General features: G+C 71.1%; 13 protein-coding genes. 1 reads left to right on the plus strand and 12 read right to left on the minus strand.

Features of this window, described 5'->3' with window-relative positions; genetic code table 11:
* Window positions 1–36 precede the first annotated feature (36 nt).
* The 12 genes from QFZ76_RS39625 to QFZ76_RS39680 form a co-directional block, all read right to left on the minus strand.
* Window positions 37–537, minus strand: coding sequence for a hypothetical protein (locus tag QFZ76_RS39625; protein ID WP_307678188.1), 501 nt, complete (start codon window positions 535–537; stop codon window positions 37–39).
* The gene (locus tag QFZ76_RS39630; protein WP_307678189.1) at window positions 510–1,787 is read right to left on the minus strand and encodes an MCE family protein; all 1,278 of its coding nucleotides are present in this window, start codon (window positions 1,785–1,787) and stop codon (window positions 510–512) included. The genes QFZ76_RS39625 and QFZ76_RS39630 overlap by 28 nt, the downstream gene beginning before the upstream one ends.
* Window positions 1,784–3,073, minus strand: a complete 1,290-nt coding sequence (locus tag QFZ76_RS39635; protein ID WP_307678190.1) for an MCE family protein — start codon at window positions 3,071–3,073, stop codon at window positions 1,784–1,786. Before QFZ76_RS39635 ends, QFZ76_RS39630 begins: the two co-directional genes overlap by 4 nt.
* Window positions 3,070–4,182 carry an MCE family protein gene (locus tag QFZ76_RS39640; RefSeq protein ID WP_307678191.1) on the minus strand — a complete coding sequence of 371 codons (1,113 nt, stop codon included), beginning with the start codon at window positions 4,180–4,182 and terminating at the stop codon, window positions 3,070–3,072. Before QFZ76_RS39640 ends, QFZ76_RS39635 begins: the two co-directional genes overlap by 4 nt.
* Entirely contained in the window at window positions 4,179–5,159 is a 981-nt protein-coding gene (locus QFZ76_RS39645) for an MCE family protein (RefSeq protein ID WP_307680261.1), read from the minus strand. Before QFZ76_RS39645 ends, QFZ76_RS39640 begins: the two co-directional genes overlap by 4 nt.
* Window positions 5,160–5,257: 98 nt before the next feature.
* Complete coding sequence (locus tag QFZ76_RS39650; RefSeq protein ID WP_307678192.1) at window positions 5,258–6,325, minus strand: MCE family protein; 1,068 nt, start codon at window positions 6,323–6,325, stop codon at window positions 5,258–5,260.
* Entirely contained in the window at window positions 6,322–7,557 is a 1,236-nt protein-coding gene (locus QFZ76_RS39655; protein ID WP_307678193.1) for an MCE family protein, read from the minus strand. The genes QFZ76_RS39650 and QFZ76_RS39655 overlap by 4 nt, the downstream gene beginning before the upstream one ends.
* A gap of 5 nt (window positions 7,558–7,562) precedes the next feature.
* Window positions 7,563–8,366, minus strand: a complete 804-nt coding sequence (locus tag QFZ76_RS39660) for an ABC transporter permease (RefSeq protein ID WP_266449844.1) — start codon at window positions 8,364–8,366, stop codon at window positions 7,563–7,565.
* A 3-nt stretch (window positions 8,367–8,369) separates the two neighbouring features.
* Window positions 8,370–9,140 carry an ABC transporter permease gene (locus QFZ76_RS39665; RefSeq protein ID WP_307678194.1) on the minus strand — a complete coding sequence of 257 codons (771 nt, stop codon included), beginning with the start codon at window positions 9,138–9,140 and terminating at the stop codon, window positions 8,370–8,372.
* Window positions 9,137–10,066 (minus strand): ABC transporter ATP-binding protein, encoded by a 930-nt coding sequence (locus QFZ76_RS39670; protein ID WP_307680262.1) that lies wholly within the window; start codon window positions 10,064–10,066, stop codon window positions 9,137–9,139. The genes QFZ76_RS39665 and QFZ76_RS39670 overlap by 4 nt, the downstream gene beginning before the upstream one ends.
* 108 nt (window positions 10,067–10,174) lie before the next feature.
* Complete coding sequence (locus QFZ76_RS39675) at window positions 10,175–11,221, minus strand: sigma-70 family RNA polymerase sigma factor (RefSeq protein ID WP_307678195.1); 1,047 nt, start codon at window positions 11,219–11,221, stop codon at window positions 10,175–10,177.
* A gap of 114 nt (window positions 11,222–11,335) precedes the next feature.
* Window positions 11,336–12,370 (minus strand): lytic transglycosylase domain-containing protein, encoded by a 1,035-nt coding sequence (locus tag QFZ76_RS39680; RefSeq protein WP_373464424.1) that lies wholly within the window; start codon window positions 12,368–12,370, stop codon window positions 11,336–11,338.
* A 228-nt stretch (window positions 12,371–12,598) separates the two neighbouring features.
* Between QFZ76_RS39680 and QFZ76_RS39685 the strand changes: the two genes are divergently transcribed.
* Window positions 12,599–13,573 carry a hypothetical protein gene (locus tag QFZ76_RS39685; protein WP_307678196.1) on the plus strand — a complete coding sequence of 325 codons (975 nt, stop codon included), beginning with the start codon at window positions 12,599–12,601 and terminating at the stop codon, window positions 13,571–13,573.
* Window positions 13,574–13,646: the final 73 nt, after the last annotated feature.

Here is a 13,646-nt window from a genome sequence, read left to right on the forward strand (position 1 = left end):
GTACTCCTTACTGATGGTGACGACTGATGGTGGCGGTCAGCCGACGAACTCGACGTCGGAGGTCAGCCAGCGGTCGTCCCGCTGCACCAGGTCGAGCCGCAGCCGGTAGGTGCGCGCCTCCCCCTTGGGCACCGCGGTGTTGGTCACCTTGCTGTCGGCGACGACCAGGACGCGGGCCGAGTGCTCGTCGGACCGGACGATGCCCGCTTCGAGGACCTGGCCCTGGGACACGGACCTGTTCTCGGCGACGAGTTCGGTCAGCTGCTCGGTCTGTGCGGCGAACTGCTTCTTGAAGTCGCCGGTGGCGCTCTTGAGCACGTTCGCGCTGTCCCGGTCGTAGTGCCGGTAGTCGAGCGAGGTGAAGTTCAGCGCCGACTGGCGGGCGGCGGCGAGGATGTCCTGGCGCCGCTGGTCCGCCTCGCGCTGATCGTGGAGGCCGAGGCCCAACCAGGTCGTCAGGGCGGTGGTGAGGACGGTCGCCACCACCAGCCCCACGGTGAGGGCCCTCTTCATGCCATCGGTCCGACGAGCAGCCATTGCCACGACTCCTTTCCGAATACGGCCTGTTGGCCGCCCGTCGAGCCGATCTCGACGAGCCTTCCGTCCGGGCCGGTGGCGGTGCCGGTCTCCGGGTCGTACGGCGTGACGTACGCCGCCCGGTTCGCGTCGCCGGAAGCGGACGTCGCGCCGGGGGCGTTCTGCGCACCCCGCACCGACGTCCCGCTCCCGCGCGGGGCCGTGCAGCGCGCGTCGGTGTTCGCCTCGCGCGTGCTGGTGTCGGCGGGGTCGCGGCGTGCCGTGCCGTATCCCTGGGTGCATCCGGGCGGGTCGTCGGCGTTGACGACCAGCCCGAAGTGGGTGGTGCCGTCGCCGGGGATGACGGTGTAGCTGCCCGCGACCATCACCGGGAAGGTGACCAGGGCCTGCTCCACGCCGGGCAGCCGCGCCAGGGTGACCTGGCCGCCGCTGATCAGGTTGGCCAGCAGCACCGACAGCCGCGGCCCGGTCGACTTCAGCAGCGAGTTCACCTGCTGCGCGGCCGGCGTGGCGTTGCCGATCAGCGTGCGCAGGTCCCCGTCGCTCGACTTCAACTGCGCGGTGAGCGCTGCCAGATCACGCGCGAAGGACTTGATCGACGAGCCCTGGTCGGCCTGCGTCTTGAGGACCTTCCGCGAGTCCTCGATCAGCGTGATCGTCTCGGGCAGCGACTCGGATGCCGCCTCGACGAGTGCGTTGCCCGAGTCCACCAGCCGGCTCAGGTTCGGTCCGGTGCCGGAGAAGGCCTGGTCCAACTCGTCGACAGTGACCCGCAGATCGTCCTTGCCGACGGAGTTCACCAGCCGGTCCAGGGCGAGCACGAGGTCCGTCGCGGGCAGCGGCACGCGGGTGCGGTCGCGGGGGATGGTGCTGCCGTCGAGCAGATACGGGCCGTGGGTGGTACGCGGCTGCAGATCGACGTACTGCTCGCCCACCGCCGAACGGTTCGCCACCACGGCGAGGGCGTCCGCGGGGATGCGCGGCGCCCCGTCGTCGATGTCGAGGGCCACCGAGACGCCGTCGGCGCCCGTCAGCCGCAGCGCACCGACCCGGCCCACCGGCACCCCGCGATAGGTGACCTCGGCGCCGGAGAAGATGCCCCCGGAGTCGGCGAAGTCCGCCCGCACGGTGTAGCCGCGGTCCAGGACGGCGTCCACCAGGCCGGTGTACTCGGCGCCGACGTACGACACCCCGACCGCGGTGACGGTGGCGAAGGCGAGCAGCTGGGCCTTGACCGTACGGGTGATCACGGCTGAACCCCCTTCAGCATCAGCTCGGCGAGCTCAAGGTCGATGCCCTCGGGCAGGCCGCCCTCGGTGCGGTAACTGCTGCCGGTGCGGTAACCGCTGCTGCACACCGGCGGGCACAGCAGGTCGCCGCCGCCCGGGGGAGCCGAGGGGGACGGCAGGCCGGGTGCGTCCGGCAGGGCGGTGGGCGTCGGGACGGCGGGCAGGTCCGGGAGGTCCGGGAGGTCGGGTACGTCGGGCGGGTCGGGCTCGGCGGAGTCACCGTTGCCCCCGCCGGAGCCGGGCTCGTCCGTCAGGTTCCCGTAGAGGCCGGCCAGATCGAGGTCGGCGGTGAGGTGGAGATTGACGTAGTCGCCCTTGATGGCGTCCACCGCGTTGCGGGGGAAGGGGTAAGTGGTCAGCAGTTCAAGGGAGTTGGGCAGGTCGTCGCCCGCCTTGTTCAGTTGCCGCAGGATCGGCGCGAGCCGCTTCAGGTTCGCGACGGTGTCCTCGTGCGAGGCGTTGACCACCTTGGTGCCCGTCTCGCCGAGCTTCGACAGGGCGGTGAGCATCCTCGTCAGATCACGCCGCTGGTCGGCGAGGACCTTCAGGGCGGGCGGCATGGTGTCGACGGCCCGGGCGATCGTCTTCTTCTCCTTCCCGAGCCGCCCCGCGAGCCGGTCGACGGCCTTCAGGGCGCGGACGATGTCCTGGCGCTGGTCGTCCAGGCCGCCGATGAACGTGTTCAGCTCCTTGAGCAGGGACCTGACCCGGTTCTCCCGCCCGTCCAGGGCCTTGTTCAGCTCCACCGTGATCGTCTTGAGCTGGGCCACTCCGCCGCCGTTGAGCAGTGCGGACAGCGCGGACAGCACCTCCTCGATCTCCGGGTTGCGGCCGCTGCGGGACAGCGGGACGCGGTCGCCGTCGCCGAGCCGGCCCACGGGTTCCGTGCCCGTCGGGGCGGAGAGCGCCACGTACTTCTCGCCGAGCATGCTGGTCTGCCGCAGCTCGGCCACCGCGTTGGCGGGCAGCTTCACCGAGTCCGCGATCCGCAGCCGCACGCGCGCGTGCCAGCCGTCCAGCTCCACCTTCTCGACAGCGCCCACGGTGACGTTGTTGACCTTCACCGCCGACTGCGGCACCAGGTCGAGGACGTCCCGGAACTCGACGGTGACGCGGTACGCGCGCCCGTCCGCGGCGGCACCGCCGGGCAGCGGGACGTCGTACCAGCCGTTGAACTCGCAGCCGGACAGCAGCAGCGAGCCGATGGCCGCCCAGGCGAGGGCCCCGGCCCCGCGTCGTACGCTCATGCGCTCGCCCCCAGGATCCCGCCGAGGGTCCGGTCGACCGTGCCGGTGACCGCCGGGCCCTGCGGCACCTCGGGCAGGGAGTCGAACAGCTCCCTCAACTCCTTGCAGTCGGTCTCGTCCCCGGTGGTCTTCAGCACGGAGCACAGCAGGGAGGCCGGATCCTGGGGCTGATTCGGGTTGTTGCGGGTGTCGAGGGTGCCCGCGGACGGGTTGTAGGCGTTGTTCAGGTTCGACATGCCGGTGGGTGCGACCTCCAACAGCTCCTCCAGCGCCGCCCGTTGGGTGACGAGCACTTTGGTCACCTTGCTGAGGCCCGTCACGTTCGAGGTCAGCGAGTTCTTGTTCCTCTTCACGAAGTCGGACACGTCCCCGAGGGCCGTTCCCAGGTTCTTCAGCGCGGCCGCCAGATCCTCGCGTTCGCCCGCGAGCTGCTCGGCGACCTTGGCGAGGCCGGTGTTGAACGACCGCACGCTCTTGTCGTCGGCGGCCAGCGCCGCCGTGAACACCTGGAGGTTGCGCACCGTGCCGAAGAGATCGCCGCGGCCGTCGGACAGCGTGGTGACCGCCTCCGAGAGGTCCTCGACCGTCTGGTTCAGGTGTGCGCCCTGCCCGTCCAGGTTGTCGGCGCTCACCCCGAGCAGCCGGGACAGCGAGCCGTCCTTGTTGGCCCCCTCGGGGCCGAGCGACTCGGCCGTGGTGTGCAAGCTGTCGAAGACGCGGTCCAGTTCGACGGGCACGGCCGTGCGCGACTCGGGGATGACGTCACCGTCCCCCATCGCCGGACCGCCGCGGTACACCGGCAGCAGCTGCACGTAACGGTCGCTGACCACCGAGGAGTTGATGATCGCGGCCCGCGCGTCCGTCGGAACCCTGCGGCCGGCCTCGTACTCCAGCTCCACCCGCACCCGGTCGCCCTCCGGCGTGATCTTCTCGACCTCGCCGATCCGGACGCCGAGGACCCGGACGTCCGAGCCGGGGTAGATGCCGACGGTGCGCGGGAAGTACGCGGTGACCCGCACGGGCTCGGAGCGCGGCCACAGCACGTAGGTGAGGGCGGCGACGACGGCGAGTGCGGTGACCACGGCCACGCGTGTCTTCAGGTTGTTCACTGCGCGCCTCCCGTGCGCGGCACCACCGGAGCGGCGACCAGGTTCTGGACGTAGGAGTCGAACCAGCGGCCGTTGCCGAGGGTGTTGGTGAAGAGCCGCACATAGGGCGCGAGCAGCTTGACGCTCCGGTCGAGGCTGGACTGATTGCGTTCGAGCATCTCGACCACGCGGCCCAGGCCCTTGAGCGCGGGCCCGATCTCCTTGTCGTTGTCCTCGACCAGGCCGGACAGCTCGACGCCGAGCGCGGCGGAGCTCTTCAGCAGGGTGTGGATCGCCTTGCGCCGCTTACTGATCTCCTTGAACAACGCGTCGCCGTCCTTCACCAGGGCGGTGAAGTCCTCGGAGCGCTCGGCCAGCACGCCCGTGACGCCGTTCGCGTGGTCGAGCAGCTCCCTGAGCTCCTGGTCGCGTGAGGCGACCGTCCGGGAGATCTTCGACAGGCCCTTGATGGACGCCCGTACCTCTGCCGGCGAGTCCTGGAAGGTGGTCGAGATGGTGTCCAGGGCCGTGGCCAGCCGGTCGGTGTCGACCTCCTCGGTCGTCGTGGTGAGGTCGCTGAAGGCCTGTACGACGTCGTACGCCGGAACTGTGCGCCGCAGGGGTATCTCGGTGCCGGGCCTCAGCTGCCCCGGCCCCCTGGGGTGCAGCGCGAGGTACTTCGCGCCGAGGATCGTCTTGACGCGGATCGACGCTCCGGTGCCGGTGCCGAACGAAGGGTCGCCCTTGATCTTGAAGGTGACCCTGACGTGGTCGCCGTCCAGATCGACCTCCTCGATCTTGCCGACCTTGACCCCGGCGATCCGCACCTCGTCGCCGGGCTTGAGGCCGCCCGCCTCCGAGAAGGCGGCGCGGTACGTCTCGCCGCCGCCGATCAGCGGCAGGCTGTCGGCGTTGAACGCGGCCACGGTCAGCAGCGCGAGCGTGGTGAGGCCGACGGCCCCGATCACCACGGGGTTGCGCTCCCGGAACGGGATCAGGCGCGGGCGGCGGACCCGGATGCGGGGGAGCCGGATGCGGGGGAGCCGGATGCGGGGGAGCCGGATGCGGGGGAGCCTTGCGGAAAGGACGCGCCTCGTCATGCGCCGCACCTCGCCCTCGCCACGTGCAGGTCGGGAGTGAGCACTTCCCGCGTCTTCGGCAGCACGATCCGGCCGTCGAAGTCGCAGAGGTAGAAGTTGAACCACGAGCCGTAGGACGCCGTCCCCGTCAGCTCGTTCAGCTTGTTCGGCAGCCGCTTCAGGACGCCCTCCACGGTCTTCTCGTTGTCGTTCAGCGTTCCGGTGAGATCGGTCAGCTCGGCGATGTCGTCCTTGAGCGGCGGGCGCGCATCCTTCAGCAGCCCCGACGTGGCCTCGGTCAGGCCGCCGATGCTCACCAGCGACTCCCCGATGGGCTTACGGTCGGCGGACAGCCCCGAGATCACCCGGCGCAGCTGCTTGAGCAGCCCGGAGAAGCGGCCGCCGCGCTTGTCGAGGGTCTCCAGCACGGTGTTGAGGTTGTCGACCACCGAACCGATCAGCTGGTCCCGGCCGGCCAGCGTCGTGGTGAGCGAAGCCGTGTGCGCGAGCAGGCTGTTGACGGTTCCGCCCTCGCCCTGCAGCGTCCGGATGATCTCGGTGGCCAGCTGGTTGACGTCCTGCGGACTGAGCGCGGCGAACAGCGGCTTGAAGCCGTTCAGCAGCGCGTTGAGGTCCAGCGCCGGCTGGGTGCGCGACAGCGGGATGGTGGCCCCGGGCTTCAGCCGGGTGCCGTCGCCCGCACCCTCGCTCAGGGCGACGTACCGCTGTCCGACCAGGTTCCGGTAGCGGATGACCGCGCCCGTGCCGGTGAGTAGCGGCCGGTCCTCACTGACCGTGAAGGTGATCTCCGCCAGCGTCCGGTCCTTGATCCGGATGTCCTCGACCTCGCCGACGCGCACCCCGGCCACCCGGATGTCGTCGCCCTTCTCCAGGCCGGTGACATCGCTGAACACCGCGCGATACGTGTGCTCGGGGGTGAGGGAGATGTTGACGATGGTGGCGGCCAGCAGGGCGGTGGCCAGGACGGTCACCACGGCGAACAGGCTGAACTTGATCAGCGGGGCAGCGGTCTGCCGGGCTGAGCTCTGCCGGGCTGCGGTCTGCCGGACTGAGGTGCTCCTCATGCGACGCTCACCGCCGTCCCGCGCGCCATCGGTCCGAACAGGAGTGTCGCGACCGGCGGCACCTCGTCGGCGGGCACGCCCAGGACGGGTGCCACGAGCGATCCGACGGCACGCTGCTCGGCCCGGGTGGCGGACACGCCGGGCGGCCCGGCTGAACTCCCCGCCTTTGAACCGTCGTCGAGATGGGCACCCGGTGCCGGTACCGGCGGACCGGGCAGATCACGGCAGTCGGGACCGGACCGCTCGCCGTAGCGGGGCTCCTCACCGGGCTCGTACGCCCCCTGCTGCCGGACGACCTCCAGCGTGATGTGCATCTTGCCGCCCCGGAACGCCTCCTCGGAGGCCTCCTCCTGACGGACCAGGCCGGCGAGGAGGCAGGGGTACTCGGGGGCGTAGCGGGCGAAGAGCGCGAGGGTGGGGCGGGAGACCCGGCCCAGGGTGATGAGCCGGTCGCCGTTCGCGTCGAGGAAGTCGTCCGCGGTGCCGGCGACGGTGGCGGTGGTCTTCAACGCCGCCGCGAGCCGGTCCTTCTGGTCCACGATCGTGCGACTGGTGGTCACGGTGTTGCGCAGGATCTCCATCAGGTCGGGCGCCGCGTCGCCGTAGACCTCGGCGACGTCGGCGAAGCGTGCGATGTCCTCTCGCAGGGACGGCAGGTGCGGATTGAGGCGGCGCAGGTAGGCCTCCACGCGGGTGAGGTTGTCGCCGATCCGGTCGCCGCGCCCCTCGAGGGCGGTGGCGAACGCGGAGAGCGTGGCGTTGAGCTTGCCGGGCTGCACGGTCCGCAGCAGCGGCAGCAGGTCGTTCATCAGCTGCTGGAGCTCGATGCCGACGCGGGTGCGGTCCTGGGTGATGACGTCCCCGGCGCGAATGGGCCGGCCCGAGGAGCCGCGCGGTGCGACCAGGTCGACGTACTTCTCGCCGAACAGCGTCTTGGGCAGCAGGCGCGCGTGCACGTCGGACGGGATGTGCGCGACGTACTTGGGCTTCAGCGCGATGTCGAGCGTCGCCTTCGTCCCGTCCGCGCGCACCTCACGCACCTCGCCGACCAGCAGCCCGCGCAGCTTGACGTCGGCGCGCGGATCGAGCTGGTTGCCGAGGCTGTCGGCCTCCAGGGTGATCCGCACGACCGGCGTGAACGCCTGCCGGTAGACGGCCACGGACAGCGACAGCAACAGAGCCAGCACGGCGAGGAACACCACGCCGTACAACCGCAGTCTCACCACTCTCATACGGCTCACCCCGCAATCCGTACGGTCGTGCTGGCGCCCCAGATCGCCAGCGACAGGAAGAAGTCCAGGACGTTGATCGCGACGATCGAGGTGCGCACCGCGCGGCCCACCGCGACGCCGACGCCCGCCGGGCCGCCGCTCGCGTAGTAGCCGTAGAAGCAGTGCACCAGGATGATCAGAACGGCGAAGACGAGCACCTTCCCGAAGGACCACAGCACGTCGACCGGCGGCAGATACTGCGCGAAGTAGTGGTCGTAGGTGCCCGCCGACTGCCCGTAGTAGCCGGTGGTGATGGTGCGGGCAGCGAGGTACGAGGACAGCAGGCCGACCACGTACAGCGGGACCACGGCGACGAACCCGGCGATCATCCGGGTGGTCACCAGGAACGGCAGCGAGGGCACACCCATGACTTCGAGGGCGTCGGTCTCCTCGCTGATCCGCATCGCGCCGAGCTGCGCGGTGAACCCGGCGCCGACCGTCGCCGACAGGGCGAGCCCGGCCACCAGCGGCGCGATCTCGCGGGTGTTGAAGTACGCCGACAGGAACGCCACGAAGTTGGAGGTACCGAGCTGGTTGAGCGCGGCGTACCCCTGCAGGCCCACCTCCGTGCCGGTGAAGAAGGAGAGGAAGGCGATGACACCGACGGTGCCGCCCACCACGGCGAGGGCGCCGCGGCCGAAGCTCACCTCGGCGAGCAGCCGCAGGATCTCCTTCTTGTAGCGGCGCAGGGTGCGGCCGGTCCACGCCAACGACCGCCCGTAGAAGGACAGCTGGGCACCCAGCTCTTCCAGGCCTTTCAGCAGCGCCATGCCTCAGCCCCTCTGGGGAACGACTTGGAAGTACACGGCGGTCATCACGAAGTTCGTCACGAACAGCAACATGAAGGTGATCACCACCGACTGGTTCACGGCGTCGCCCACACCCTTCGGGCCGCCCTTGGCCGTCAGTCCCTTGTACGAGGCGACGATCGCCGCGATCGCCCCGAACACCATCGCCTTGATCTCCGCCGCCCACAGGTCGGACAGCTGGGCGAGCGTGGTGAAGGAGGCGAGATAGGCGCCCGGAGTGCCGTTCTGCAGGACGACGTTGAAGAAGTAGCCGCCCGCGACGCCGACCACCGAGACCAGCCCGTTGAGCAGCACCGCCACCAGCATCGACGCCAGGACCCGCGGCACGACCAGCCGGTGGATGGGATCGATGCCCAGCACCTGCATCGCGTCGATCTCCTCGCGGATCTTCCGTGCCCCGAGGTCCGCGCAGATCGCCGTGCCGCCGGCGCCCGCGATCAGCAGCGCGGTGACGATCGGCGAGGCCTCCCGCAGCACCGCGAGCACCGAGGCGGCCCCCGCGAAGGACTGGGCACCGAGCTGCCGGGTCAGACTGCCGATCTGCAGCGCGATGACCGCCCCGAAGGGGATGGACACGAGGGCCGTCGGCAGGATGGTGACGCTCGCGATGAACCAGGCCTGCTGGATGAACTCCCTCGCCTGGAAGGGGCGTCGGAAGATGGTCCGGACGACGTCCAGCGCCATCGCGAAGAGACTTCCCGAGTGCCGCAGCGCTCCGGTCGGTGACAGGCTCATGCGTCGGCCACCTCCTTTCGGTGCAGCGCCGCTTCCCGGTCGGCGATCGCCTGCCAGCGGGGCGGGCGGGTGATGCCCGGCCCCGGCAGCAGGCGGGGAGTCAGTTCCTGGTCGGGTGCCGGGTCGGCGAGTTGGGCGAGCTCCTGCTCGACCTGTGCGGCGTCCTTCTCCTCCGCCATGCCGATCGGGCCCTGCATCCGGCCGTTCAGGAACTGCCGTACGACGGGCTCCTCGCTGGTCAACAACTGTTCGCGCGGCCCGAACATGACCAGCTCGCGCCGGAACAACAGCCCGATGTTGTCCGGCACCTGGCGGGCGGAGGCGATGTCGTGCGTGACGATCAGGAAAGTGGCGTCGATCTGGGCGTTGAGGTCGACGATGAGCTGGTTGAGATACGCGACGCGCACGGGGTCCAGGCCCGAGTCGGGCTCGTCGAAGAGGATGATCTCCGGGTCGAGGACGAGGGCCCGGGCCAGACCGGCCCGCTTGCGCATCCCGCCGGAGATCTCGCCGGGCAGCTTGTCCTCGGACCCGATCAGCCCGACCATGTCCATCTTCTCCAGCACGATGCGCCGGATCTCGCTCTCCGACTTGCGGGTGTGCTCGCGCAGCGGGAAGGCGATGTTGTCGTACAGGTTCATCGAGCCGAACAGCGCGCCGTCCTGGAACAGCACGCCGAAGAGCTTCCGCACCTCGTAGAGGTCGCGCTCACGGAGCTTCGTGATGTCCCGGCCCTGGATCGTGATCGAGCCGCGCTCCGGCTTCAGCAGTCCGACGAGCGTCTTGAGGAACACCGACTTGCCCGTGCCCGAGGGGCCGAGCATGACGGAGACCTCCCCGGCGGGCATGGTCAGCGAGACGTCCTGCCAGATGACCTGGTGACCGAAGGACTTGGTCAGCCCTTCCACACAGATCTCGACACCCATCCGGTCCACCCTTCGGCTCCTGGAGCAGCTCTGACATCTGCTCTACGGGGAGGGACGGGGCGTCCGTCGCTGCGGGGTGGAGTTTTTTTCGAGCGGGTCCGTCCCGGGCTAGGGGAGCGGGCTCGGGGTGGGCGCGTCGATCGAGGGCGGGGACGTCGGTACGGCGGCGGAGTCCGGGATCGTGGACACGGCGGACTCGGCCGGTACGGCCGCCTCGTCGGGTGTGTCCGGCAGAGCCGGGACGCCGGACACGCTCGGCAACCGCGGGACCGTGGGAACATCCGGTGCCGACAGCTCGGGCAGCGGCGAAAGAGCGACCTCCGGCAGGGGTGGCACCGACAAGGGGACGAGTGACTGCTCACCGGCCGACAAGGATGCCGCCCCCGGCCCGGGCGTCGGCGTCGCATCCGCGAGCTGCCGCGCGTGAGGGGCCGCGGCCCGGCCGGAGCCGTCGGGCCGCAGTGCCTCCGCGGGGCCCGACACGGCGGGCCGTGGGGCCGACCCCTGTCCGTCCGCGTCGTACGCGTACGGCAGCACGAGCCCGGCCACGGCCAGCGTCGCCGCCGTCGAGGCGGCCGCCACGGCCTGTGCCTTCCCACCCGCGCGAGGCTGTCCCCGCCCGATGAGGAACAGCGCGAACCCGAGCGTCGCCGCCAGCGAGTTCCGCAGCGTCCGCCGGGCCCGGGCCAGCAACGACTCGACGGTCCGGTAACTCAGCCCCATCCGGACGGCTACCTGCCCCACGTCGAGGTCCTCGGACCTCAGCCGCAGCGCCTCCGCCTGGCGGGCGGGCAGTTCCCCGCTGCGCCCGGCCAGCCACTTGGCCTCGGCCCGGTCGCACACCACCTCGTCGACGGGCACCGGTCCGGGTGCGATCAGCGTCGGGCTGGTGCGGACCTCGGCCTCGCGGTTGACCTGCCGGTAGCGGTCCACGCACAGCCGCATCGTCACCGTCGTCAGCCAGGCCGCGAGCCGCTCCTCGTCCAGGCCGGGGCGCTCCGCGGCGCGCAGCATCGCCTCGTGCACGGCGTCCTCGGCGTCCTCAAGGCTCATCGACCTGCGCCGAGCCACCCTGAGCAGATGCTCGCGGTGGCTCCACATGCGCTGCCAACGGTCGTCGTCCATCTGCGCCTCGGCAGGCATGTCCGTCGCCATGAGGGCCCCTTCGCGCTCGCCGCCGGTCCGTACTTTCCGGCGGGTGGCGAGATTACCGCCCGGTAGCCGCGGTTGTGGAGGGGGAGGAGGCCATCGAGTCCCCGCTGTTACCGGTCAGCCGTCACTGGTCAGCGGACCCCCGGTGGGCAGCAGGCCGTCGGCGGGCAGTTCGACGCCCACCCCGGGCGCGGACGGCAGCGGCTCCTCCGTCACCTCGGTCCCGGCCGCCGGACGGGACCGGGTGGGCGTCGGTGGGGCCGGGCGCTGCGACGGGGTGTCGGACGGGGTGCCGGACGGCGTTGCGCTCGGACGGGCCGGACGTGGGGACGGTGTCGGTGCGGGCTTCGGCGTGGTGGCCGGCGGCGACGCCTGCGGGCGGGAGGAGGCATCCGCGACGCCGTCCGGCACCACACGATGACCTTCCAGGAAGTACGTGTACCAGGCCCTGACCGTGCGCAGATACGCCTGCGAGTGGTTGTAGCCGAGGATCGCCGCGTCCAGGTCGCCGGAGCCGGACAGGTCCGCTCCGCCCGCACACAGATAGCGACCGGCGGCGAGCGCCGCGTCGAAGACGTTGCCCGGGTCGGCTCGCCCGTCGCCGTTGCCGTCCGCGCCCCAGCGGGCCCAGGTCGACGGGATGAACTGCATCGGACCGATCGCGCGGTCGTACACCGTGTCCCCGTCGTAGGCGCCGCCGTCGGTGTCCCGGATCACGGCGAAGGCGCCGCCGTCCAGGCGCGGGCCGAGGATCGGCGGCACGGTCGTACCGTCCGCGGTCACCCGGCCGCCCCCGGCCTGCCCGGACTCCACCTGGCCGATCGCGGCCAGCAGCTGCCACCGCAGGCGACAGCCGGGCGCCTCGCTCGCCAGCCGGGCCTCGGCCCTCCGATAGGCGGCGAACACGCTCGCCGGCAGTGCGGCGCCCACCGTCCGCTCCCGTGTCACCCCCGCCCGGGTCCGCAGCGGCGGAAGCGCCGTGCGGTACGGGGCGTCGCCGGACACGCTCGGCCCGTGTGCGGCGGGCGTCCGCGGCGCGGGTGCCAAGGCCCGTGCCTGCGTCGCCCCCGGTGCCTGTGACGCGGTCAGCGCCGCCATCGCCGCCGCCGCGAGCGCCGTACCTCTGGCGCCTCTGACTCTGTGCCCTGCCACGTCGCGTTCCCCTCCCGGTGGGCTCTCCTTGTCTGCTCTACGCGGCGGAGCGGCCGGTCCGTCGCTGGGATCCCGGGTTCGGCGGGGGTGCCCGAAAATCCGCAGCGCGTCAGGTTGTGCGCCTTGGTGGAACGTACGACGTGATGGGCGTGCGGGGTCAGGGGGCGCTCAGTGCCGTCGCGGACGTATACGGTGCGGCAGCGGTGCCGACTGGTTACTGTGATGGCCATGTCAGCTCGGGGGATGCGGTCGGCAGGGCTCTTCGGCGCGGTGTGGGTGACTCTGGCCACCGTGCTCAGTCTGATACCGCCCTGGGCGATGGCCCGAGAGGGCACACTGCAGGAGCGCGAGTTCCCGGGCGGCGACGGCTTGCGGAACCACGTCGAGGGCGTCATTCATCCGGTCGCGGATCTCTACCTGACTCCCCCCGCTATCTTGTGGACGATCATCGCTTTCCTGCTGGCGACGACGGCGGGAGTGCGGGGCCGGTGGACACGCTTCACGGCTGTTGTCGCCGCGCTGCCGCCCATCGCACTGGTGGGCGCGGCCCTGATCGCGGAAGCCTTCGACAACGCCGCTTACGGTCAGCCGTACGAGGAGCGGCGAGCCGAGATCTACGCGATCGTGATCGCCGGGGTGCTGGCGCTGACCTTGGCGGCGGTGATCGCCTTGGTGTGCCGCGCGTACCGGATCTATCGGGGGTTCGTCGTCGGGTTCCTGGTCGGACTCGGCGCACTGCATCTCTCCGCGTTCGGCATCCTCGCGGCCACGCTGGAACCCGATGTGCGTCTGACCGCCTTCGCGTGGCTCCCTGGCGCCGGGTACCTCCTTGCCGCGGTCTTCGCCGCGCTCGCGGCACGCGCAACCGCCGCCCTGGCCTCGAATCCGGAACCGCTCACCACCGGGCCGCCGGTCACGCCCTCTGTGGACAGCCGGCCACGCGAGACGGCGCCCGAGGGGCAGCTGCGGACCATGGCGGTAGGCGGGGTGCTGGGCGTCCTGATGGCCGGCACCGGAGTGCTCGTGGGGTACGCGGTGGAGGCCGACCAGACCATCCGGATCCCCAACAGTCCCGGGTTCCCCACCCTGCCCGGCCTGCCCACCGACAGCCCGTTGCCCAGCGCGCCGCCGGGGGCCCCGGAACTGCCGAGCCTGGAGCAGGCCGCCGCTGGGGGTTCGCCCGCGCCGGGCGGTGTGCGATGACGAACGGAGCAGGCGTCGAAACACTGCCCGGAGCGAGCGGAGCAGGCGTCGAAGCACCGCCCGGACCGGTGGA

The sequence above is a fragment of the Streptomyces sp. V4I2 genome, from assembly GCF_030817655.1.
GTDB classification, from domain to species: domain Bacteria; phylum Actinomycetota; class Actinomycetes; order Streptomycetales; family Streptomycetaceae; genus Streptomyces; species Streptomyces plumbiresistens.

What these genes read in the sequence shown, in the direction of transcription:
- QFZ76_RS39685 (WP_307678196.1), top strand. Translation starts at nt 12,599, where the DNA reads ATGTCAGCTCGGGGGATGCGGTCGGCAGGGCTCTTCGGCGCGGTGTGG.
- QFZ76_RS39665 (WP_307678194.1), bottom strand. Translation starts at nt 9,140, where the DNA reads ATGAGCCTGTCACCGACCGGAGCGCTGCGGCACTCGGGAAGTCTCTTC.
- QFZ76_RS39655 (WP_307678193.1), bottom strand. Translation starts at nt 7,557, where the DNA reads ATGAGAGTGGTGAGACTGCGGTTGTACGGCGTGGTGTTCCTCGCCGTG.
- QFZ76_RS39650 (WP_307678192.1), bottom strand. Translation starts at nt 6,325, where the DNA reads ATGAGGAGCACCTCAGTCCGGCAGACCGCAGCCCGGCAGAGCTCAGCC.
- QFZ76_RS39635 (WP_307678190.1), bottom strand. Translation starts at nt 3,073, where the DNA reads ATGAGCGTACGACGCGGGGCCGGGGCCCTCGCCTGGGCGGCCATCGGC.
- QFZ76_RS39625 (WP_307678188.1), bottom strand. Translation starts at nt 537, where the DNA reads ATGGCTGCTCGTCGGACCGATGGCATGAAGAGGGCCCTCACCGTGGGG.
- QFZ76_RS39670 (WP_307680262.1), bottom strand. Translation starts at nt 10,066, where the DNA reads ATGGGTGTCGAGATCTGTGTGGAAGGGCTGACCAAGTCCTTCGGTCAC.
- QFZ76_RS39660 (WP_266449844.1), bottom strand. Translation starts at nt 8,366, where the DNA reads ATGGCGCTGCTGAAAGGCCTGGAAGAGCTGGGTGCCCAGCTGTCCTTC.
- QFZ76_RS39675 (WP_307678195.1), bottom strand. Translation starts at nt 11,221, where the DNA reads ATGGCGACGGACATGCCTGCCGAGGCGCAGATGGACGACGACCGTTGG.